The sequence below is a fragment of the Marinomonas sp. ATLA20 genome (assembly GCF_057180105.1).
In genome coordinates, this window is record NZ_JBXUKU010000005.1 from 150704 (window position 1) to 171566 (window position 20863).

Consider the following 20863-nt stretch of genomic DNA (forward strand, 5'->3'; position numbering starts at 1 on the left):
CTTAATTGTATAGCCAGCTAGGATCCCTTTGCAGGGTCGGAAGGCGGTTTCGAATGTCGCCTATTCTAGGTGGTGCTTTGAGCAAGCCTTGTGTGTATGGGTGTTGGGCATTTTCTAGTTCACTGGCTTTGATCGATTCCACAACACGCCCCGCGTACATAACCAGTACTCGATCACAATAATTACGCACTAGGTCTAGGTCGTGGCTGATAAATATCAGGCCAATATTTCTTTCTCCAATAAGCTCATCAAGTAGGTTGAGCACTTGGCGCTGTACCGAAACATCAAGCGCCGACGTGGGTTCGTCAGCAATGATGATTTCTGGTTCAGGAATCAGCATCATGGCGATCATAACTCTTTGACCCATGCCACCAGACACTTCGTGAGGGTAAAGGGTGTAGACTCGTTTTGGGTCACGAATTTGTACTTTTTCTAGCATAGCTAAGGCTTTTTCTTTGGCGGCCTTTTTACTTACCTTGTAATGTGCAAGGTAAGCTTCAGCGATTTGATCGCCGACTCGCATCACAGGATTTAGCGAAAATTTAGGGTCTTGCATTATCATCGAAATTCTACGACCGCGAATATCTTGCATGGTTTTTTCGTTGGCTTTTAATAAGTCGATATCGCCAAATTGCAGTTTTTCGGCTTCTACTGTGGCATTTTTAGGATGTAGTTTTACTAAACTACGCCCAACTGTGGATTTGCCTGATCCCGATTCTCCTACAATGGCTAGCTTTTCTTGTCCTAGTGAAAAAGAAACGTCGCGCACGGCATTTACTTGGCTCCCTTCATGAGAAAAGCTAATTTGGAGATTTTTGACTTCTAATTTTGTATTCTGCATAAAATCACACCTTTAGTTTCTAGGGTCGAGTAGGTCGCGCAGACCATCGCCAAGTAAGTTGAATGCTAAACTGACGAGCATAATTGCGGCGCCAGGGGCGGCAACAAGCCACCAATTTTCCAACATATAACTACGGCCAGTGGAGATCATTGCACCCCATTCAGGCAATGGCGCTTGAGCTCCTAGCCCTAAGAAACCTAAGCCTGCTGCAGTCAAAATAATTCCTGCCATGTTCATAGTCAGGCGTACGATTACAGAAGATAAGCACATCGGAACAATATGACGAAAAATGATGCGGCTAGAAGAGGCTCCCTGTAATTGAACCGCCACAATATAATCCGCTTTACGTAATTGCAGTGTTTCAGCACGTGCCAAACGGGCTATAGGAGGCCAACTTGTTAATGCTATGGCAATTACTGCATGTTCAAGGCCAGGCCCTAAAGCAGCAACAAAAGCTAAGGCAAGTACAAGTCCTGGGAAAGAAATGAAAATATCGGTAATCCGCATGAATACGGTATCGATCACGCCGCCGAAATAACCTGAAATAGTCCCAATCGCTAAGCCAATCGGCCCAACAATTATCGTGACTAAAGCAATGATATACAGGGTTATGCGAGAGCCGTAGACAAGGCGACTAAAGATATCACGGCCGAATTCATCGGTGCCAAACCAATGTTCGGAGCTAGGCGCTTGTAAGCTATTGCTAAGCTGCTGAGCAAGCGGGTTATGAGTTGCAATCCAAGGAGCGAACAGGGCAATGATGAGCAGCAACATTACGACAATAAGTCCTGCTGCAGTCAAAGGGTTGCGAATGATTCGTTTACAACCATGCGCAAACGTTTGTAATAACATCATTATGCTGTCGTTGGTTGATTTTGAGGTGGCAGATGACTTTATAGTTGAATTTGTAATCATTTTCGTGTCCTCGGATCAAATACTTGATAAAGCAAATCTGTCAGCAAGTTCAGTGAGATAAAAATCAGACCAATCAATAAGATGGATGCAACAACTGCATTCATATCACCGAGTAGCAAGCTACTGGTAAGATATTGCCCAAATCCGGGCCAAGCAAAGACAGTTTCAATCAATACTGCACCTTCTAATAGCGCACCATAGGAGAGGGTGATAATAGTGAGTAATTGCACAAGAATATTGCGAAATGCATGGCGCCAGATGACAACATGTTTAGGTAAACCTTTAACTTGAGCTGTCAAAATGTACTCTTGTGAAAGCTGCTCCAACATGAAGCTTCTTGTCATACGAGTGATAAAAGAAACGGCGTTTAAACCCAATATAAAGGCTGGCAAAATAATGTGTTTGATGGCGCTTTGAAACACATCCCAGTCTTTTGCCAAGGCCGAATCTATCAGTAGCATGCCAGTGACTGGATCGACAAAACCATCGTAAGCCAAATCTACGCGCCCAGATCCGCCGACGACATTAAGCCAAGCATAGAAAATAATCAGACCTATCATACCCACCCAGAATACGGGTGTTGAATAACCAAAGAGGCTGATAACTCGAATAATATGATCAACAGCACGACCTTTGTTTACTGCAGCGTATACTCCTAATGGAATACCGATAAAAATACCAAAAATAATCGCTATGGTGGCGAGTTCCAGTGTTGCTGGAAAAACACGTGCAATATCTTCTATCACTGGACGACCAGTCAGTAGGGCATTGCCAAAATCCCCATGAGCAATGTCATTCAAATAATACAAATATTGCATGTAGAGAGGCTTATCAAGCCCCATTTCTTGGTAAACTTGTTCATACGTTGAATTATCTGCATCGGGTCCTACGACAGATAGAACAGGATCGATGGGCATTACCCGACCGATGAAAAACGTCAATGCAAGCAAACCTAATAGAGTAATGGCGACGGAGCTTAGGCCACCAAGAAAATGCTTAAAGCGCACATTCGATAACTGGAAAGTAAGCAAAGTAAATCTCCAAAATAAAGGGGAGAAAGCCACTAGAAACGAGGCAACTAGTGGCTGTACTGGCCAATATAGACCAGTACTTTCGTTGAAAAAGAATTCCCTTAACGCTCTTTAGTGACTTCTCTTAGTCGCGTAGTTGCAGCTTGGTGACCCTCGTAGTGTTTCACATCGCTTCTAAGTAAAACGGTATCTACCATTTGTGAAATAGGGAAGATGGCACCAATTTGAGTGTCATAAAGGTTTTGGACGTCTTGGTACATTTCAATTTGCTTTTGAGTGTCTTTTTCTAATAAAGCCTTTTCAATAATGGTGTTAATTTCTGGGCTATAAAACCCAGTACGCCAGCCTTGGAAGTTAGTCAGTTTAGCTTCATCACTGTTATCAGGGTTGTAAACCAGTGAACGCAGGCTGGAATGAGGATGTGGTTCTATACCTCCGCCCCCGCGACCAACGAGCATCTCGAATTTACGTTCACGCATCGCGCCATATACCTGATTACCTGTGCCGGTAATGATCTCTGCATCAATACCTGCTTGAGCAAGGGTAGATTGCACGCTGGTGGCGATGTTAATAAAAGGCAGTTGAGACAGCACTCGAATGCTGGTTTTGAATCCATCTGGATAGCCAGCTTCTGCTAGTAGCGCTTTGGCTTTTTTTACATTTAATCCGTAACCAAGTTCAGGAAGGGTAGCATCCAGTCCTAATTTGAGAGGACGTTGATGCAAAACACCGTAGTTCGGCATAATTGAATCGTTAATGCCTTTATAGTCGATCAAATAGCGTAGGGCTTCTCGTACTTTTTTGTTCGAAAATTTAGGGTCTTTCATGCTCACGGCAACATAGTAAAGAGTGCCTCGAATATTCGCTTCAGCACGGACATTATCATCTTTTTTTAAGGCTTCGATGTCAGGAATTGACATGCCCATGGCGATATCTATATCGCCACGCTCAAGCATCAAACGCAATGATTGAGACTCTGTCATATGGCGCATTACTATACGGCTCATCTCGGACGGTTCGCGCCAATAGTCATCGTATCTATTCATGAGTACGCGGTCTTTTGCTCGCCAATCCCTTAGCTTAAAAGGACCTGATCCTGCTGCATTTGTTGTTAACCATGCATGACCTAAATCATCTTTTACTTCGTGTTTTAGGACTTCCTTGCTATCAATGATAAAAGCACTTGGAGAGCTACCCAGAGTATAGAGAACTAATTTAGGGTCTGTTTTTTCTGGTAAGGTTATTTCAACCGTGTAATCGTCTTTTGCTTGGATAGCTTGCTCGACATTATCAGCAGTAAAACCATATGTTTTCCAAGTAGAAGCTAGAGCTAAATTGAGCTTCAAAACGCGCTGAAATGACCAAGCGACGTCTTGTGCTGTTAGTTTGTTGCCAGAGTGGAAGGTGACATCATCTCTTAACTGAAATGTGATGCGGCTACCGTCTTCACTTATAGTCCAAGTTTTCGCGATAGCAGGTGAAATTTTTGATGGCTCCTTTGGTGCCAACTCAATTAGCATGTCATATAAATTAGAGTTCACGCCAACTACATCTAGGCCGCTGGCTGAAGCCGGATCGAGGGATAATAGGTTATCCATACTCATACCGATAACCAGTTGATTGTCTGGTGTTATAGCATTCGCACTGGGAGCGATAGTGGCACTAACCGCTATTGAAAGTGCACAATATTTAAGCAGATTTGAAACATTCATTTTTTGCTTCCTCTTTATTTTTGTAATGGATAAGCATTGCCGCTGACTGGTGCTCATAGTGCCAGCGACGTTTCATTTTTTATGTGATTTAATTAATAGGTTTCCACTGTGTTATTGGCAATGTATTCGAAGTTAATGTCTTCACCTAAACCAGGCTTTTGAGGTAAATGAACATAACCATCTTCATCCATAGGATCGACGATGCTATTGAGATAGGCTGGCACATCATCGTATTCTAGAAATGGGTGAAGTAATCCACGTTCATACCAAGCACAGTTTTTAATCGCACCAACAACCGCAAGATTAGCAGCACCGTTACCATGGATTTCGCAGTTCATTCCGAAAGAATCGGCAAGGTGAGAGACCTTCATGCACGGCCCAATACCACCGACACCTGCAACGCCTGCGCGTAAAATATCGCAGGCTTCATTTTTAACCCAACTTGCGCGGCTAAAATGTTTGCCTGAAAGTGACTCTGGTCCCAATACCGGAATATCTAAATTTTTTGTCAGCCATGCATAAGACTCTGTAGATTCTTCCGGCATTGGTTCTTCGATCCATTCAAAATTAAGACGTTCTAGCTCTTTGCCGATTTTGAACGTATCTGTGCGGCTGTACCAATGGTAGCCATCTAACATCAACGCAATATCTGGCCCAACAGCTTCACGCACAGCGGCGCAGGCGCGAATGTCCATTTTTGGACTAGGGGCGAAAGAAACAGGAGGCATCCAAGTATGGAGCTTGATGGCTTTGTAGCCACGTTTTACAAGTGTTTCTGCAAAGTTGGCGTAGTCTTCAGGGGTTGCTAAGCCGCCTTTAAGCTCGTCACCGCACATTGTGCTGCCGTAAGCTAAAACTTTGTCGCGGTAGCCACCAAGAAGTTGGTACACTGGAGTGTTAAATTTACGGCCAATAAGATCCCACAGGGCTTGTTCAACTAATGCAAGAGCCCGGTCGGTTAATTGACCAGCGCTACCACGTTGCCAATGAGCAAGCTCTTGCCATAGGCGTTCTCTGTGCATGGCGTTTTGTCCGATAAGTACTTTTCGAGCGAAGGCGTCTAGGATGTGTTTACGTATTACTTCCGGTGGTCCAAAGGCATAACCTTCGTCGCCAGACTCGGTTGTGATACGCAACATTGCCATTTTGGTATGCTTTTCATCACCAGGATGGGCATGGCCTGCGGTATCTACAGATCGACGGCAAGGAAAAGTAAAAACGTCCACTGAAATGGATTTAATGATCATAAAGTAAGCATCCTGTTTAATATTTTTATCTTTTAAGAGACTTTTAATATGTATGTGAAGACAAATAAAATTAAATAAAACACCTGACATTTAAAATTAAAACGCCATTTCATTTATCTCCCCTTTAAGTTGTATGATGTATAACTAATTGAGTCAAGAGTTGTTTAGAAAAAGTTTGTTCGAAATGATTGTGTTAAAATAAAAAACATTTAAAAACAATAATTTAAGGGTTTTTGATAAGTATAAGGATTTTTATTTCTAACTGTAGAGTGATCTTTAGTGGCAATGTTTTGTTAAAAATCAGGGGGTGTTAGGTCGTGTTGTAGAAGGATTAAGCAAAGCGGAAGGTCAAAAAATGATTCGTGGAATTTTGTTATAAGGGGAGTTGGGAAGTGATTAGTGGCTAATCGAGTGAGAAGCCAAAAAGGCTAATATCGGTTTTATAAGGTATTTTCTCTGCCGATGTCTGGAGCTGATCAATCAGCTTTATATAAGTCGTCATTTGATGTGCAATTAAGTTCTTTTCGCTTGGGATCGATGTTGTGAATTTGGTCGCTCTTAGCATAGCTTTTACGCCATTAGTTTGGGCAAATTCGCCTTTGTTCATGAGAATTATTTCTTCTCCCATGTGCCAAAAAATATCTAAGTCTCTAATCTGCATCGGGCTGATAGGTGGAACTAAAGGAACAATATCATTAAGCGTGACGACTCTAGTCAATGGTAAATCATCAAACTTGTTTGCGCCTGTGACATTCGTCACTTTAGGCTGGCCAAAAGTGATTACCTGCTCCACAGAGTAGCCATCTTTTTGCAAGTACATGGCAAGGATTACGGCAATAGCACCACCCAGACTGTGACCTGTTAGGTGGATGCGTCTGTCTTTCGCTAAAAATGGTTTGATATCCTCATAAACGGCTTTTGCTCCAGAGCCAAAACCTTGGTGTAGTTTCACATCAAGAATGGCGTCTGGTCTTAATTCCAAATCTAAGTCCAGCATGGCATTTTCTAAATTTGCAGTGCCGCGAATGGCAATGGTTTGGACGCCATTTGCACGACTTAAAAAATAACTTACTTGAGACAAAGGAATTAAAGATTGATGCACCAGTTTTTGACCCTGTTCTTGAAGGCGTTGTTTGAGTGTGCCTTCTTCTAGATAAGTGTCGTCTGATAGCTTTGCTTGTGTTTTTATAGTGGCAAAGTTAGGGGAAGCAAACGCCAATTGAAATGGGATGATGAAGAAAAAACAAAGTGCTAAAAACTTAAACATGATTATTGTCGATGACGTGTTGAAATGAAGCCAAGAGGGTACTAAAAAACGTTAAACGCGAACAGTTATTTGCTGCAATCTTGTGCGGGCGTTTGATGAATCCTTCTTTGTGCCATCTTTTTTAGTATTAAGTATGAGGGGAGCCTGCCATGTTCCATGGGAGTGTATATTTCAAGTTATGCCGATCATACAATTCAGCATAGTAACTGGTGCCCCCAGTTGTTTTTCTTGCCCTTTTATAATTATTTAAAGCAGACTTTTCCGCCAATAAATTTTAAGGCCGGTGTGCCTCGCACTAATGTATCGCGGGCGAATTCTTTATCGCATTGAGGACAACGACAGGGTGTATGTGTAAAGTCTTCAACAATGCGCTCTTTAAAGCATTTAACCAACGCGCCTTTACCGCCTTTCTTATACTTGAATAAAGCCGTATTACATCGGTTGCAAAAGATATCAATGGTTTTACTTGGGGCTTTCTTATTTGGTTTGGCCATGACTGATCACTTTTATGAGAGGAATAACTTGGCGAATCTCGTATCATGACGAGTCTAACTTTAGTATGTCAATATTTGAACGTTTTACTGGATTATTGGTGTTTTTGAAGGCTTTCAAGTAAAAATCCCCTGCAGTTAGCCCGCAGGGAATTGGTTTTTTCAGTGCTGCTAACTAAGGTTTAGCTTTTCGTTTTAAAGCGTTCTGTTAGGGCTTTCAGCTCTAGACTAAGCGCCTTCAAGTTACTGACGGCCATAGCAGATTCCGTAGCACCTTCAGTAGTTTGGTCAGCTAATTGACGTACATTTTCAACGCTGCTGCTTATTTCTTCAGAAACGTGTGACTGTTGTTCTGCTGCAGTTGCAATTTGTTGAGTCATATCTTGCACATGCCCCATTTCTTGGCTGATATTATCAAACAGAGTCACAACGCTTTTGGCTTGTTCGGCGTTATTAATAGATAGGTCGCGGCTTGTTTGAATTTTCTCTAAGGACTCTTGTGCACCGCTTTGTAATTGGTGGATTAAGTCTTCAATTTCTTTGGCTGAGTCTTGCGTTCTGCTTGCTAGACCACGCACTTCGTCGGCCACTACGGCAAACCCGCGACCCGCTTCACCAGCTCTGGCTGCTTCAATGGCGGCATTCAATGCCAATAGGTTGGTTTGTTCGGCAACAGCTTTGATCACTTCTAGTACGTTTCCAACATTGTCAGAGCGTTCTTTTAGTGTCTCCATTGTTTGGCTGGTATTGTTAAGTTCAGTTGCTAAGTTGCTTATTTGAGTCGCTGTATCATTAACCATGGCACTGCCTTGGTTGACGATAGTGTCAGTTTTTGTTGTAGCTGAGGCTGCTGTTTCAGCATTGCGTGCTACTTCGGCAACTGTTGCAGACATTTCATTTATTGCGGTGGCGACTTGATCTGTTTCGTCTCGTTGAGACTGCATTCTGCTTTGGCTGTTTTTAGTGATGGTTTCCAATTGTTCACTGGTAGAGCTTAGGTTAAGTACACCGCTAACAACTTCCGAGATCAATTTGTTTAATGTCAGGCTCATCTTGCCGATGTCGTTGTAGAGTTTACCAAGTTCATCGCGACGTTCAGTGGAGTAACTTTGAGTCAAGTCGCCGGCAGAAATGGACTCTAACGCCAAAGTAACGTCATTCATTGGTGTGACTATCATGCGGCGGATAAACCACGCGAAGAATAATCCCATGAAGATAGCGGCGATTGTGATCGATATAAGCAATGTGCGAACTTGAGCGCCATCTTCAGCACTTTTGACTTGTTGCAGCGCTTCTAAATCTTCAAGCTTATCGGTAATAGTTGTTGCCAATTCTGCAAGTTTTTGAGTTCCGTTATCCAATTTCAGCGTCAGAGGAGGGTTTAGAGCGAGTAATCCTTGGTAGGTTTTAAACAGCTCATTGATTTTCTGCTGAATAGCTTGTGACTGCCCTGTGAGTTGCAGTTTCTCCATTTCGGATGCAATTTTTGGGATACGAACATTTATTATATCTTGTGGAATAGGTTTTCCTTGGCCGACACTTGTTGTAATGATTAGCATAGTATCAGCGAGTTCATTCGACATACGTAAGGTGGTTGTCACTGCATTGGTATCGCTGGAATTGCTGAGGCTATCTATGAGCTGGTCGGCTTGGCTCTTAATTTCATTGCGAATACCAGCAGCTGTTTTACCCGTGTTGCCCCAGTCTTGGCGAAATGTGTGAACCTCTTCAAATGTGAGTGTATATTGATCTAAGGCACTAGAAGCCTGTTTGACAAGGGCTAAACTTCCCTCACCAGTATAAAGGTTAAAAGAATCTTGAAACTGTTTCGAGAGTGTTGACTCAAGATTAACCACATCTTGGTAAGCATCTTTACTACCTTTATCGAGGTATAATTTTCGTTGCTCTCTAAGATCTAGAACGATGCTATTAAGCTGGTTGGATAATTGAACCTTATGAGCTCTTTCTAGCAGTGTATCTACACCAACGAAGCCTGCAATTGCAACGATGAGTGTTAATAACAGAACTAGGCCAAAGCCCCAAACAAGTTTGAGTCCAATAGATATATTTTCGAAGGGGTTTTTCATTAAATTTCCTTTCTCATGACGCAAGTTTTGAAGTGATTTTTCTGATGTGGCTTGAGTGAATGATTTCGCGTGCAATAATAATTTTTCTGATGGATTTTTGCGATGAGAATCCATGGATATCTATTTTATAAAGTTACAAAAGCCCTAATTCATATAAAGTAGAATCTTTCGCTATATTCTGTTCTCATTCAGAAATATTTTTTAATGCATGTGCTCAAGGTGACTACATTGATTATTCAAGTAACCAAATTACATATAGCAACGCAGGTATGATTTCTAATTTACACTATGACAAAGCAATCGTATGGTTTTGAAGGCTTGTCGTGAGTGATTGTGGCTCTGTTTCGTTATCTGTTTCGTTATTCAATATGGCCCGTTATAAGAGTGAAGTAACTGAATCTCGCTTAAAGAATATGGCGAAAACATGAGCTGACGATGTATAGCTAAAAGCAAAGGTATGAACAGCTTGTGTTTTCGATAGATGATTGAGAATGCGGGAAGAAAGGCAGAAAAATTTTGATTAAGATAAGACAATATAAAGAGGGCGACTCCGCTGCTCTTTGGCAGGTGTTTTTCAATACGGTTCGAATCGTGAATGCTCGTGATTATTCTCTTGCTCAGGTTAAAGCTTGGGCGCCAGAGTCTTTTGATATGTCTGTATGGGAAAATGTGATGAGTGAGCTTCAGCCTTTTATTGCAGAAGTGGATGGTATGATTGTTGGCTATTGTGATTTACAGCCTGACGGTTTGATTGATCATTTCTTTTGTCATCATGAATATCAAGGGCAAGGTATTGGAAGAGCATTAATGAATCATATTTTACGCTTAGCAGATGAGCGAGGTGTTGCTCGCCTTTACTCTTATGTGAGTGTCACCGCTAAACCTTTCTTTGAGCGCTATGCTTTTTCGGCTGTAAATGAACAGATTGTTACGATTCGAGGGGAAAAGTTGATTAATTATGTCATGGAGCGGCAGTGCTTGGTGTCTGGAGAGTGATAACCTCAACTATCGTCATCTTGGGTTATAGGCTAAACTACGCACCCTAAAATTCCGTCATATTAATTCGAGAATCTGATCTGATGAGCACTGAGTTTTCTATTTTATCTGCCACCTTGTTGTTTTTGTTTGTTATCGATCCGTTCGGCAACATTCCTATTTTGTTGTCTGTGATGAAAGGCGTACCGCAGAAGCGTCAATATCAAATCGTGTTGCGCGATGGTTTGATTGGTTTGATTATTTTGGTGTGCTTCTTGTTTTTTGGGGCGGAGTTTTTGGCCCTGCTGCATTTGGAAACGGAATCTATTTCCATTGCCGGCGGAGTTGTGTTGTTCGTTATTGCATTGAAGATGATTTTTCCTTCGCCTTATTCGAAAGACGCTGGACCGGTAATGGAACCTTTCATCGTACCTATTTCTATTCCGATGTTGGCTGGACCTTCAACTTTGGCGACATTATTGGTGATGGTGAAGAGTTATCCGAATGATCAACAAGACTTGCTGATTTCTGTTGGCGCGGCCTGGGCAATTTCCGTGATTATTTTAGCGATGGCGCCTTTGTTGAACAGAATATTGAGAGAGAAAGGGTTGGCTGCGTTAGAGCGTTTGATGGGCATGTTGCTGTTAATGATGTCTGTACAAATGTTGGTCAATGGTGTCCGCAGTTTGTTCACTCATACCTTAGCTGCGTTGTAAGTCTCTATAAAATTAGCCCTTCTACGGAAGGGCTAATGGCTGTTTAGATACGGCAATTCCATTTAAGTCACAATAAATATAATCTCCTGGGGCGATTGTTATGCCCGCAAAACGAAGCGTTTTCCCTAGGTCTCCTAGACCACGTTTTTCTGTCGGCATTGGGTGCGCGCATAAAGCATGAATGCCGATGCTTAGTTGTGATTGAGCGGCTATGTCACGAATCGCGCCATTTATTACAAAACCTTCCCAGCCATTGTTGACGGCTTTTTCCGCCAACATATCCCCAAGTAAGGCGCGTCGTTTGCTGCCTCCGCCGTCAATCACCATGATTTTCCCTTTACCATTTTGAGCGACTAGTTCTCGAACTCGGCTGTTGTCTTCAAAGCAGGATACAGTAACCACTTCGCCATAAAAACACGTGCGCTTTCCGTAAGAGGTGAAAATAGGTTCTGCTATTTGTAGTTGTTCAGAGTACAGGTCGCACAGATCGGGGAGAAGGTCTTTCATTTTGAGCACCTATCTAGAGTGACTAAGAATATCTTAGACTCTAAATAAGTGGTTTTAATATAGCCAGTTGTTCTGAGCAATAATCATTATTCAGTGGTGTGATTAGTCATCAACGGCTGGAATATCATTTGGGTCGATCAGGCCATGTTCTACGGCTATTTGAAGCAGCTGAATGACTAGCTCATCGGGTGGTAGTAGGTGCAAAGGTGTGGTTTGGCCTTGCTCTGCGACGGCGTCGTTTAGGTCCACGTCGCGTTCTTGGAACCAAGAGTGAATGCTTTGAACTTCAAAGCTAGGCTCTAAGCCTTTTATGTCGTAAATTGCTTCAACCAGCAGGTTGAGTGGTTCTGGCTCAAGGGCGTAAATGACGTCTGTGTCAAATTCATTGATCCATTCCGCTAGAATGTCGCTGGCTTCAAAACCAAATTCGTAGAGTTGTTGTTCATCAAGGTCGAGTGCGTTAGGCTCGATGCGATGGTTTTCTAACCATTCGTCGTCGGGGATCACCAGTACTTCTTTTACTTGCGCTTCATGAGTAGACCAAGTGAAAAGTAATGGAAAAGCGGGCTCGTCGGAAGAGTTGGCGACAGCCGTCATGAATATAGGTAAACTTGCCATAATTTAGAACCAATGTTTGATTGTTAAGGAAGAATAAATGACCAGCCGAATCAAGATCAGTAGTGCGTTTGATGGCGGTAACATCTCCGTTATTAATGCTTCGGAGCCGGACAATATTAGAGTAAAGATCCCTAATGATACAAACTCTAAATTTTTGCAGTGGTTTTATTTTCGTTTACAAGGCGGTATGGGCGAGCAATGTGTTATCCATTTTGAGAACGCCAGCGACGCTGCTTACCCAGATGGCTGGGTCGATTACCAAGCGGTAGCTTCTTACGATCGCGAGTATTGGTTCCGTGTCCCAACGGAATATGTAGACGGCAAATTGGTGATTACGCATCAGCCAGAACAAGACAGTGTGTATTACGCGTATTTTGCGCCTTACAGCTACGAGCGTCATCTGGACATGATTGCTTGGGCCGCAAGTAACGAGGATTGTATTACCGATCATTTGGGCGAAACGGCAGAAGGCCGTGATATTACTTTGTTAGAAATTAGCAAAACCCAAGGGTTGGCGAAAAATATTTGGATTATTGCTCGTCAGCATCCAGGTGAGACCATGGCGGAATGGTTTATTGAAGGCTTGCTTGAGCGCTTGTTTGATGAATCGCACCCCATCGCGCGTTCGCTGTTAAAGCAATGTCGATTTTATGTGGTGCCAAACATGAACCCAGACGGCGCTGTGCACGGAAATCTACGAGTCAATTCCAAAGGCGTGAATTTGAATCGTGAGTGGAAGAATCCAACAGCAGAATTCAGCCCAGAAGTATTAGCCGTGCAAAAGAAAATGGCTGAGACCGGTGTGGATTTGTTTTTGGACATACACGGTGATGAAGCATTACCAGTGAATTTTGTTGATGGTTGCCAAGGTGTACCGTCATTTGATGCGCGCATGGAAGCTATGGAAACCTTGTTCAAAGATGTCTTTACCGCGGTGAGTCCAGATTTTCAGACTGAAATCGGTTATACGCCAGATCAATTTGGTGAAGCGAATTTAACTGTAGCAACCAAATGGGTAGGGGAAACCTATAATTGTTTGTCTTTTACCCTGGAAATGCCATTTAAAGACAATAATAACTTGCCAGATGATGTGGTTGGTTGGTCTCCGGAGCGAGCTAAGATTCTTGGTGCCGATGTGTTGTATCCAATTCATCAGGTGATCATGAGTGCTCATATGAAGGCGAATGATTAACCAATGACAGGTCTTGAAAAGGATTCGTTGGAGTTGTTAAAGCTCGCTATGCGTCAATTTGCAGTGGAAAGAGAGTGGGACCAATTCCACTCTCCTAAAAACTTATCCATGGCGTTGGCTGGGGAAACTGCAGAGTTGTTGGATTGTTTTCGTTGGCTAACAGAGGACGCGTCATATCAGTTGGATGATGAACAAATGTTGGCTGTAAAAGAGGAGATGGCGGATGTGTTGCTTTTTACCATTCGTTTGGCCGATAAACTTAACGTTGATTTGTTCACAGCAGCAAAAGATAAAATTGCTAAAAATGAGCAGCGCTATCCGGCGGAAAGAGTGAAGGGCAGTGCGAAGAAATACAATCAATATTGATTTTAAGCTATTAAATCTTCTATTTGTCGTTATTTTACGTTATTCGTAGAGTAAATCTTGATTTGCTATCTAGCGAAATTAAGCAAACTGGATTAGGATCTGGCTTTCAAAATTGCAATGAATTTATATCCATATTTATTTTTATAAAACGTAATTTTAGGACGAAGAAAAATGCCTAAGGCAAGTGAAATTAAAAAGAATATTGCTATCAGCTATGACAATAAAACGTACATAGTCAAAGACATTGAGCGTTCTGTGCCACAAGGTCGTGCTGGCGGTAGTCTTTATCGTATGCGTATGTACGACGTGGTGACGGGCCGTAAATTAGATGAGACGTTCAAAGATTCCGATATGATAGATCTTGCCGATCTTGTTCGTCGTCAAGCGATGTTTTCTTATTCCGATGGTGATGAGTATGTGTTCATGGACAATGAAGACTACACGCCTTATAACTTGAATAAGAGTGCGATTGAAGAAGAAATTCTTTTTGTAAACGAAGAGACCGTTGGTATTCAAGTTGTTTTGGTTAATGACGTGCCTGTTATTATCGAGTTGCCTACGAACGTTGAGCTAGAAGTCATAGAAACCGATCCTTCTATCAAAGGCGCTTCTGCAACTTCTCGTAACAAACCCGCGAAGTTGTCGACTGGCGCAGTGATTCAAGTGCCAGAGCATATTTCTACAGGTGACCGCATCAAGGTCAATGTAGAAGAGCGTAAATTTGCAGGACGCGCTGAGAAATAATATTTCTAAAGGTTTTGTAAAAGACATAAAAAATGCAGCCAGTTGGCTGCATTTTTGTTTCAGGTATTCGCCAATAATAAAATATAGTTTAATCTTTTTTAGCGGTTTCTTTTAATGCGTCTTTGGCTTTTTTCTCTGGGTGATTGTTCGCTTCTGTTAATCCAGCTTCACGTTGAACTGCCGCTAATACACCGCGTAAAATCCCTAATTCTTGTTTCTCAGGACGAGAGCGATTAAAGAAACGATGTAATTTGTCTAGCACCTTTCCAGGATGGCTGCGGATGATGAAGTTGATACCATAAAGCGTCTCTTCTAAATGCTCATAGAAAAGGTCCATGTCTTTTTTATGTGGGTATTCTGGCGTTTCTTTTTTGTAGTTTTCTTTATTCTGGTTTGCCATCCAGATTTCGTAAGCGACGATTTGCACGGCTTGTGAAATATTTAACACTGGGTATTCGTCGTTGGCATCAATATAAACTTGGCGATGGCATTGCGCAATTTCATCGTTTAATAAGCCTGTTGTCTCACGACCAAAAACAATAGCAACATTATGGTCAACCGCTTCTGGAATGACGCTTTCTGCGCATTCTCGGGCATTCATAATCGGCAGTTGAAATGTACGATGACGGGCACTTGTACCAATGACAAGGCTGCAATCAGCGATGGCTTCTTCCAATGTGGAAACGATGGTAGCGTTTTCAAGTAGATCAACTGCACCAGCAGCGCGGCTGGTGGCTTCTTCTGATGGGTAGTCATTTGGGTCAACCAAATAAAGGTTGGTTAATCCCATGTTCTTCATAGCGCGGGCAATAGCACCGACGTTGCCAGGATGAAATGTGTTGATCAGTACGATTCGGATGTTACTTAGCATGGGTCGTGAAGTACTCAGGGTTATTTGTCAGTTAGGGTGATTATGGCTTCAGCGTGAGTGATTGCTCGGTGCTGGCAAAATCGACATTGTCTAAGATGACTTTGGTTGTGTCGTTAAAGAGGAATTGGTTACAGGCATGATGATACAGGGAACCTGTCTCTAACACCAATCGGTAGTTGCCTCTTGGAATGTAATTGGCTGCATAAGCTTGTTTTCCATACAAATAGATAGAAAAGGGCGCTTGCCCATCATAAGACTGGAAGGTGAGCATGCTGTGCTCGGGTAATTGATTGAGAATACGTAAGCGACTATTGCCGTCAGCTTTTCCTATTAACTCGCCATGTTCAGGTGCTGTGCCAGGCTGACCAAAGCAACCAGTTTGAAGAGCGTGCTGAACACTACCGAAACCGATATTTTTTGCTTGCACCCATCCATTCATTCCGTTGTATCGTACGGTTAGCCAATTCCCCTGTGATTTAATGCTTTGCAGGTCTGATTGAGTAGGAATGGTTTGCAGGATGGCGCTGGATGCATCCGGTTCTGCATACAATACGGTATCTAATAAAGTGTAACCTATGCCAACACGAAATTGTGGGTATAAGCCACTAATGTAGGTGGTAGCTTTTTGCTCGGAGACGGCCTCTTGCTTTGACGATTGCCAATACAGCGTGCTGTAAATACCCGCTGCAAAACAAGCAATATAAGTTGCAGCGCGAAAGGCGGCTTTTGCGGCGTCTAATTTAATCGGCTGGCTAACTGGTTCACTATAGAATGACTGTGTTGTGTGTGTGAACTCTTCCTCATCATCAACAAAGGACTGATAAGGCGGGATGTCTGGTTTTTCGTTATTTGGCTTGTCTGTGTAGTTGTAGCCTTGTGAAGTGAAGTTTTTGGATGCTTTGGAGGCTTCTTCGTAAAGGGCTTTAACGCGTTTTTCATTTAGGGTATTTCGGGCGGCTTTGATGGCGTCATTGCGGGTCTTTTCGTGATGCGCATTGTTGCGTTTCATTTCTTCGTAGGCGCGCTGTCGCTCTTTTACAAAGGCTTCTTGCTCCTTGTCTGTGGCGGTTGAAAAATTCGTATAACGGTTTTTCGCGTCGGAGCTTTGAGTGTTTTCTTTGGTGAAAGTAAACGGTTTCCAATCATTAACTTGTGCGCCTTGACGAATAGCACTGGTGACGTTTTCGTAAGCGGCTTGGAGGCGCTGAAAAAGCTCAGTTGTATCCTTGTCAGGGTTTTTGTCAGGATGATAGCGCCTTGCCAAACGTCTAAACGCGGTTTTTGCTTCCTGCTCGCTGGCGGTAGTTGGAATCTCCAGCAGTTGATAATCGTCTATTAAGCTCATGAGGTGTTGGCTATTAACCGTTTTTCGTTATGAATGGGAGGGATCAATTAATACTTAATGCATTATGCACGATTTGTTGGTTCTGACAAAGATGGAACGTTTTAATCTAAGAGCATTAAATAATCGGTTGGTGACATGGGTCTGTATAGATGATAGCCCTGTCCTACTTGGCACTGCCATTCCAGTAGTAATTTCAAAACGTCTTCAGATTCAATGCCTTCTGCCACACTGACGATATTAAGTGCTTTGCATAAATCGATCATATTTTTACACAAAATATGACTCTGTGGGTCGTTTAGTAAGTTCATCACGAAGAATTGATCAATTTTTAGCTCGTCGGTTTCTAGGGCGACAAGGTTTTGCATGGAACTATAACCAACTCCAAAATCGTCGATAGCAAGCTTAAAGCCTGCTTGATGTAGCTGCTTTACGTTGTTATGTACAATATCGTTATTCTGAAAAATACTGGTTTCAGTGATTTCTATAGTGAACTTGCTGGCTGATAATTGGTGAGTTTTGATCTGTTTAATAACTCCCTCAGCAAAGTCTTCTTGTAGTAAATCCAATGCGGAAATATTGACCGATAAGCGTTGTTTGGCCAGTAGCTCAGGGTGCAATGAAACCCAAGAAAATACTTTTTCTAGCAACATGTCTGTCAGTTTGTTTATGAGGCCAGTTTGCTCTGCAAGTGGAATAAACTCCGCGGGTGATACTTGTCCTAAGTGCTGGTTATGCCAACGAATGAGGACTTCTCCACCGATAATGCTTCTGTCCACTAAGTTGACTTGTGGCTGTATGTGGAAATACAGCTTCTCGTACTGAATGTCGTCTGTTAGCTGCGTGATTAAATTCAGCTGATGTGCATGGTTGTTTTTAAGGTTTTCATTAAACGCAACCCAGGTTCCAGATGAATAGCTTACCGAACGATTAGCAATAAGTGCGTTTTGATAAAGTTTGTCTAAGTCTGTTTCTTGCGAAGAGGAAAGGGCGCTGCCAATTTTGTATTGATGTCTGAACTGAATTTTATTTACCTGTGTTGGCGCATCAAGAACATTTTGAATTTGTCGTATTTGTTGATGGATTATCTCAGGATTTGTACTGATTAAGACAATTTTGGTGGCTGAAATACGAATGACTTTATAACTGTTTTTATTTGGTAAAGGAAAAGCCAAAACGTGCTTAATTTCTAACGTACGCTGATGAAGGGTTTGGATAATGTCTGATATGACTGAGTCTGTCTTGGCTGGGCCAAAGGCTTGGCTTAGTGTTTGATAGTTGTTGATTTCGATCATAATAAGCGCCAACTGAGGCGGTTTATTCGTCATTTCTTTTAACTGAGCAGGCAGTTTACTAAAGTAGTAGCTGCGATTAGGTAGCCCCGTTTGCAAATCGGTAAGTGCCTGTAGCTTTCTATTGCGCTCGAACTGCTTCGCTTTATCAGCAAAAGCAAAAGCAAAGCCAAGTAGTTGCAGTATGCTACAGACAGGCAGAATAGACTCTGTAAACAGGTTTATAGGCAGTATTTTCCAAAAAATGAAGGTGTTTAATATGCTGCCAATGATTAAAAAGAACCAGGAGAATAAATAAAATCGAACGGCTGTAAAGCCCTTTGTATAGGCTTTTACTCCCCAATAAGTACACACTAGGAACATAAATAATTCTATTACACCAAACAGAAAGGCTATGCTTTTTATTGGTAGTAGCTGGGTTGATAGCAAGAACGCAATGAAAAGGCTATCGCCATATTTTCTAATCAATGATTGAGGGGGAGGTATTTGAACTTCTTTTAAAAAGTACAGACTGAAGCGAAATAGGATCCAAGCGCCAATACCAAATATGATAAACAGATTTTTAAGAATCCATTGGTTAACCTCTTCTGGGAAAATCCAACGACTGAACCCTGTGATCACCGATAGGGCAATAAATATAATGATGTTTAAACCAAGATAGTAAATGAAGCCAGATTGTCTAAGCAGAATAAAAACAAATACGTTGTGCGCGAGCAATATTGCCAAGCTGCTGATGATAAAGGTCCAGAAAATGAGCTTTTGTTCTTTTCTGGTTTCTGCACTTTTCTCGTCAAATAGCATAAATGGTGTTAGAAGTGGACTATCACCCTGCTTGCGTATGAGTAGGGTTGTATCATGCTGGTCTGAGAGAGTAATAGGGATCCAAATACCTTGGTAGTGCTGCGTATCTCCTTGCCAATTTTCTAGCGTGCCTCTTTTCCACTGGGCTTGGAGTTGCTCATCATGAAATAGATAAAAATCGAGATGCTCGATGACGAAATAATTTAAACCAAGAAAAAGTGTTGTTTCTGTATTCGGTGTTATTTTAGGGAAGCTTAATTTATGCCAGTAAGCGTGTTGGGAAAAACCTTGTGATTCATTATACGTTGTTCCTTTGAACTCGCTAGTGAGCAGAGCCTCTTGAGCAGATATCGTATGTGTTTCTTTAAATGTAGGGATGGGAGTATCTATTCTTGATGCCATTTTTTCCAAAGGAAAAACATCTTGCGCCCACAAAGGTGGTGCGAGAAGAATGCATAAGAGAATAAATCTGAATACCATTCCTGTCGTTCCTAATTAAAATATGGTGATTAGGTTGATCCATCTAAGATCGCTATTATAGCAATATTGTAGCCGTCTCAAGTGAGACTTTGCTTGCATTTTTGTTGGCTTTCTTAAAATATAGGCGACATTTTTAATCTATGTACACTGTTTAGGATTTTTATGAGCGATACACTTACCCATTTAGATAGTCAGGGACATGCGCATATGGTTGATGTCTCGGACAAAGATATGACGAAGCGCACGGCCACTGCTCAAGCTATTCTTTTATTGCAACCAACCACACTAACAAAAATCATTGAAGGTGGTTTGCCAAAAGGTGATGTGTTGGCTACTGCTCGTATTGCGGGTATTCAAGCGGCAAAAAAAACATCGGATTTGATACCTCTGTGCCATCCTCTGATGCTAACCAAAGTGACGGTTGATATTAATGTCATCAGTGATTGTGAGCTGGAAGTATTATGTACCTGCTCACTATCTGGTAAAACAGGTGTTGAGATGGAGGCGCTCACTGGTGCGAGTATCGCTGCACTGACGCTTTATGATATGTGCAAAGCGGTGGATAAAGGCATAATTATTCAGAATGTGTCTTTGTTAGAAAAAAAAGGTGGTAAGAGCGGTGATTGGAGCAAAGGAAATGTCTAAGGTTAAAGTGGTTTTTTTTGCGTCGCTTAAAGAGAGTATTGGGCAGAGTGAGTACTTGGCAGATTTAGCGCTACCTTTGAGTCTAGGTGAATTAAAACGGCAATTGGCGAATGAATTAGATAAAGGGCAGGCATTGCTGGAAAAAGGAATTCAATCTTCAATTGATTTTGAATTTGCTAGAGACGCTGATATTGTCCCAGAATCTGTCCATGAAGTGGCGTTTTTCCCACCCGTTACTGGAGGCTAAATGATTCTTGTACAAGAAGAAGATTTTCATGTTGATGCTTTGTACAACAGTTTATTGATAGCCAATCAAACTGGTGCTGTTGCTATGTTTGTTGGTTTAGTGCGGCAGTTCTCTGATTTACCTAAAGAAGCGTGTAGTTTCGAACTTGAGCATTATCCAGGAATGACTGAGCGGAACTTGCAAGTTATTGTGGACGAAGCTAATGCTCGTTGGCCTTTATTAGATGTTTGCGTTGTACACCGTGTGGGTCGTTTGTCGGTTGATGATCAGATTGTTTTTGTTGGTGTAAGCGCCTCTCATCGGGCTGAAGCTTTTCAAGCGTGTGATTTTATAATGGACTACCTAAAAAGCCGAGCTGCGTTTTGGAAGAAAGAGTCCCAGGGCTCACAAAGTCATTGGGTTGAAGCCAATACTAATGACGAGGAAAGTCTGGAGCGCTGGTCTAAATAGCACAAGGCTTAATGAACCGCACCGCG

At 42.2% G+C, this 20863-nt stretch carries 21 protein-coding genes; 8 read left to right on the forward strand and 13 right to left on the reverse strand.

Going from position 1 to position 20863, the window contains the following annotated elements; translation table 11 throughout:
- Position 1: 1 nt before the first annotated feature.
- From AC2A4J_RS10315 to AC2A4J_RS10350, 8 genes are all read right to left on the reverse strand, one after another.
- Positions 2-841, reverse strand: a complete 840-nt coding sequence (locus AC2A4J_RS10315; protein ID WP_255824859.1) for an ABC transporter ATP-binding protein — start codon at positions 839-841, stop codon at positions 2-4.
- A gap of 12 nt (positions 842-853) precedes the next feature.
- The gene (nikC, locus tag AC2A4J_RS10320; protein WP_484175940.1) at positions 854-1756 is read right to left on the reverse strand and encodes a nickel transporter permease; all 903 of its coding nucleotides are present in this window, start codon (positions 1754-1756) and stop codon (positions 854-856) included.
- Complete coding sequence (locus AC2A4J_RS10325; RefSeq protein ID WP_255824857.1) at positions 1753-2787, reverse strand: ABC transporter permease; 1035 nt, start codon at positions 2785-2787, stop codon at positions 1753-1755. Before AC2A4J_RS10325 ends, nikC begins: the two co-directional genes overlap by 4 nt.
- Positions 2788-2888: 101 nt before the next feature.
- Positions 2889-4499, reverse strand: coding sequence for an ABC transporter substrate-binding protein (locus AC2A4J_RS10330; RefSeq protein ID WP_255824856.1), 1611 nt, complete (start codon positions 4497-4499; stop codon positions 2889-2891).
- A gap of 92 nt (positions 4500-4591) precedes the next feature.
- Complete coding sequence (locus AC2A4J_RS10335; RefSeq protein WP_255824855.1) at positions 4592-5746, reverse strand: mandelate racemase family protein; 1155 nt, start codon at positions 5744-5746, stop codon at positions 4592-4594.
- Positions 5747-6149: 403 nt separating this feature from the next.
- The gene (locus AC2A4J_RS10340) at positions 6150-7013 is read right to left on the reverse strand and encodes a lipase family protein (protein ID WP_484175941.1); all 864 of its coding nucleotides are present in this window, start codon (positions 7011-7013) and stop codon (positions 6150-6152) included.
- A 242-nt stretch (positions 7014-7255) separates the two neighbouring features.
- On the reverse strand, positions 7256-7507 hold the full coding sequence (locus AC2A4J_RS10345; protein WP_484175942.1) for a hypothetical protein: 252 nt from the start codon (positions 7505-7507) through the stop codon (positions 7256-7258).
- A 179-nt stretch (positions 7508-7686) separates the two neighbouring features.
- The gene (locus AC2A4J_RS10350) at positions 7687-9591 is read right to left on the reverse strand and encodes a methyl-accepting chemotaxis protein (RefSeq protein WP_484175943.1); all 1905 of its coding nucleotides are present in this window, start codon (positions 9589-9591) and stop codon (positions 7687-7689) included.
- A gap of 516 nt (positions 9592-10107) precedes the next feature.
- Between AC2A4J_RS10350 and AC2A4J_RS10355 the strand changes: the two genes are divergently transcribed.
- Positions 10108-10587 carry a GNAT family N-acetyltransferase gene (locus AC2A4J_RS10355; RefSeq protein WP_484175944.1) on the forward strand — a complete coding sequence of 160 codons (480 nt, stop codon included), beginning with the start codon at positions 10108-10110 and terminating at the stop codon, positions 10585-10587.
- 83 nt (positions 10588-10670) lie between these two features.
- Positions 10671-11282: a MarC family protein gene (locus AC2A4J_RS10360; protein WP_484175945.1), complete on the forward strand. Its 612-nt coding sequence runs from the start codon at positions 10671-10673 to the stop codon at positions 11280-11282.
- A 21-nt stretch (positions 11283-11303) separates the two neighbouring features.
- Here the strand turns inward: AC2A4J_RS10360 and AC2A4J_RS10365 are convergent, their stop codons facing one another.
- Both AC2A4J_RS10365 and AC2A4J_RS10370 read right to left on the reverse strand, forming a co-directional pair.
- The gene (locus AC2A4J_RS10365) at positions 11304-11789 is read right to left on the reverse strand and encodes a putative 4-hydroxy-4-methyl-2-oxoglutarate aldolase (protein WP_255829039.1); all 486 of its coding nucleotides are present in this window, start codon (positions 11787-11789) and stop codon (positions 11304-11306) included.
- Between the two features lie 102 nt (positions 11790-11891).
- Positions 11892-12407, reverse strand: a complete 516-nt coding sequence (locus tag AC2A4J_RS10370; protein ID WP_255829040.1) for a hypothetical protein — start codon at positions 12405-12407, stop codon at positions 11892-11894.
- A 37-nt stretch (positions 12408-12444) separates the two neighbouring features.
- Here AC2A4J_RS10370 and AC2A4J_RS10375 point away from each other — a divergent pair, with 37 nt between their 5' ends.
- The 3 genes from AC2A4J_RS10375 to efpL all read left to right on the forward strand — a co-directional run bounded on the left by AC2A4J_RS10375 (position 12445) and on the right by efpL (position 14709).
- Positions 12445-13599, forward strand: a complete 1155-nt coding sequence (locus AC2A4J_RS10375) for a M14 family metallopeptidase (RefSeq protein ID WP_484175946.1) — start codon at positions 12445-12447, stop codon at positions 13597-13599.
- Between the two features lie 3 nt (positions 13600-13602).
- Entirely contained in the window at positions 13603-13965 is a 363-nt protein-coding gene (locus AC2A4J_RS10380) for a nucleotide pyrophosphohydrolase (RefSeq protein WP_484175947.1), read from the forward strand.
- A 171-nt stretch (positions 13966-14136) separates the two neighbouring features.
- Positions 14137-14709, forward strand: coding sequence for an elongation factor P-like protein EfpL (gene efpL, locus AC2A4J_RS10385; RefSeq protein ID WP_255829043.1), 573 nt, complete (start codon positions 14137-14139; stop codon positions 14707-14709).
- An 88-nt stretch (positions 14710-14797) separates the two neighbouring features.
- On the opposite strand, the gene trmJ is transcribed toward efpL, so the two are convergent.
- The 3 genes from trmJ to AC2A4J_RS10400 form a co-directional block, all read right to left on the reverse strand.
- Positions 14798-15580, reverse strand: coding sequence for a tRNA (cytosine(32)/uridine(32)-2'-O)-methyltransferase TrmJ (gene trmJ / locus AC2A4J_RS10390; RefSeq protein WP_255829044.1), 783 nt, complete (start codon positions 15578-15580; stop codon positions 14798-14800).
- A 40-nt stretch (positions 15581-15620) separates the two neighbouring features.
- Positions 15621-16925 carry a DnaJ domain-containing protein gene (locus tag AC2A4J_RS10395; protein ID WP_484175948.1) on the reverse strand — a complete coding sequence of 435 codons (1305 nt, stop codon included), beginning with the start codon at positions 16923-16925 and terminating at the stop codon, positions 15621-15623.
- Positions 16926-17026: 101 nt separating this feature from the next.
- Positions 17027-19495, reverse strand: coding sequence for an EAL domain-containing protein (locus tag AC2A4J_RS10400; protein WP_484175949.1), 2469 nt, complete (start codon positions 19493-19495; stop codon positions 17027-17029).
- Between the two features lie 162 nt (positions 19496-19657).
- On the opposite strand from AC2A4J_RS10400, the gene moaC reads away from it, so the two are divergent.
- From moaC to AC2A4J_RS10415, 3 genes are read left to right on the forward strand one after another with little or no spacing between them, the layout of a single operon-like run.
- Entirely contained in the window at positions 19658-20140 is a 483-nt protein-coding gene (gene moaC, locus AC2A4J_RS10405; RefSeq protein ID WP_484175950.1) for a cyclic pyranopterin monophosphate synthase MoaC, read from the forward strand.
- Complete coding sequence (locus AC2A4J_RS10410; protein WP_484175951.1) at positions 20133-20387, forward strand: MoaD/ThiS family protein; 255 nt, start codon at positions 20133-20135, stop codon at positions 20385-20387. The genes moaC and AC2A4J_RS10410 overlap by 8 nt, the downstream gene beginning before the upstream one ends.
- The gene (locus AC2A4J_RS10415) at positions 20388-20837 is read left to right on the forward strand and encodes a molybdenum cofactor biosynthesis protein MoaE (protein WP_484175952.1); all 450 of its coding nucleotides are present in this window, start codon (positions 20388-20390) and stop codon (positions 20835-20837) included.
- Positions 20838-20863: the final 26 nt, after the last annotated feature.

Excerpts from the sequence above, each read along its gene's own strand:
- trmJ (WP_255829044.1), bottom strand. The coding sequence starts at position 15,580 with ATGCTAAGTAACATCCGAATCGTACTGATCAACACATTTCATCCTGGC.
- AC2A4J_RS10335 (WP_255824855.1), bottom strand. The coding sequence starts at position 5,746 with ATGATCATTAAATCCATTTCAGTGGACGTTTTTACTTTTCCTTGCCGT.
- AC2A4J_RS10315 (WP_255824859.1), bottom strand. The coding sequence starts at position 841 with ATGCAGAATACAAAATTAGAAGTCAAAAATCTCCAAATTAGCTTTTCT.
- AC2A4J_RS10360 (WP_484175945.1), top strand. The coding sequence starts at position 10,671 with ATGAGCACTGAGTTTTCTATTTTATCTGCCACCTTGTTGTTTTTGTTT.
- AC2A4J_RS10330 (WP_255824856.1), bottom strand. The coding sequence starts at position 4,499 with ATGAATGTTTCAAATCTGCTTAAATATTGTGCACTTTCAATAGCGGTT.
- AC2A4J_RS10340 (WP_484175941.1), bottom strand. The coding sequence starts at position 7,013 with ATGTTTAAGTTTTTAGCACTTTGTTTTTTCTTCATCATCCCATTTCAA.
- efpL (WP_255829043.1), top strand. The coding sequence starts at position 14,137 with ATGCCTAAGGCAAGTGAAATTAAAAAGAATATTGCTATCAGCTATGAC.
- AC2A4J_RS10410 (WP_484175951.1), top strand. The coding sequence starts at position 20,133 with ATGTCTAAGGTTAAAGTGGTTTTTTTTGCGTCGCTTAAAGAGAGTATT.
- AC2A4J_RS10345 (WP_484175942.1), bottom strand. The coding sequence starts at position 7,507 with ATGGCCAAACCAAATAAGAAAGCCCCAAGTAAAACCATTGATATCTTT.
- moaC (WP_484175950.1), top strand. The coding sequence starts at position 19,658 with ATGAGCGATACACTTACCCATTTAGATAGTCAGGGACATGCGCATATG.
- AC2A4J_RS10370 (WP_255829040.1), bottom strand. The coding sequence starts at position 12,407 with ATGGCAAGTTTACCTATATTCATGACGGCTGTCGCCAACTCTTCCGAC.
- AC2A4J_RS10400 (WP_484175949.1), bottom strand. The coding sequence starts at position 19,495 with ATGGTATTCAGATTTATTCTCTTATGCATTCTTCTCGCACCACCTTTG.
- nikC (WP_484175940.1), bottom strand. The coding sequence starts at position 1,756 with ATGATTACAAATTCAACTATAAAGTCATCTGCCACCTCAAAATCAACC.
- AC2A4J_RS10395 (WP_484175948.1), bottom strand. The coding sequence starts at position 16,925 with ATGAGCTTAATAGACGATTATCAACTGCTGGAGATTCCAACTACCGCC.
- AC2A4J_RS10350 (WP_484175943.1), bottom strand. The coding sequence starts at position 9,591 with ATGAAAAACCCCTTCGAAAATATATCTATTGGACTCAAACTTGTTTGG.
- AC2A4J_RS10375 (WP_484175946.1), top strand. The coding sequence starts at position 12,445 with ATGACCAGCCGAATCAAGATCAGTAGTGCGTTTGATGGCGGTAACATC.
- AC2A4J_RS10415 (WP_484175952.1), top strand. The coding sequence starts at position 20,388 with ATGATTCTTGTACAAGAAGAAGATTTTCATGTTGATGCTTTGTACAAC.
- AC2A4J_RS10380 (WP_484175947.1), top strand. The coding sequence starts at position 13,603 with ATGACAGGTCTTGAAAAGGATTCGTTGGAGTTGTTAAAGCTCGCTATG.
- AC2A4J_RS10365 (WP_255829039.1), bottom strand. The coding sequence starts at position 11,789 with ATGAAAGACCTTCTCCCCGATCTGTGCGACCTGTACTCTGAACAACTA.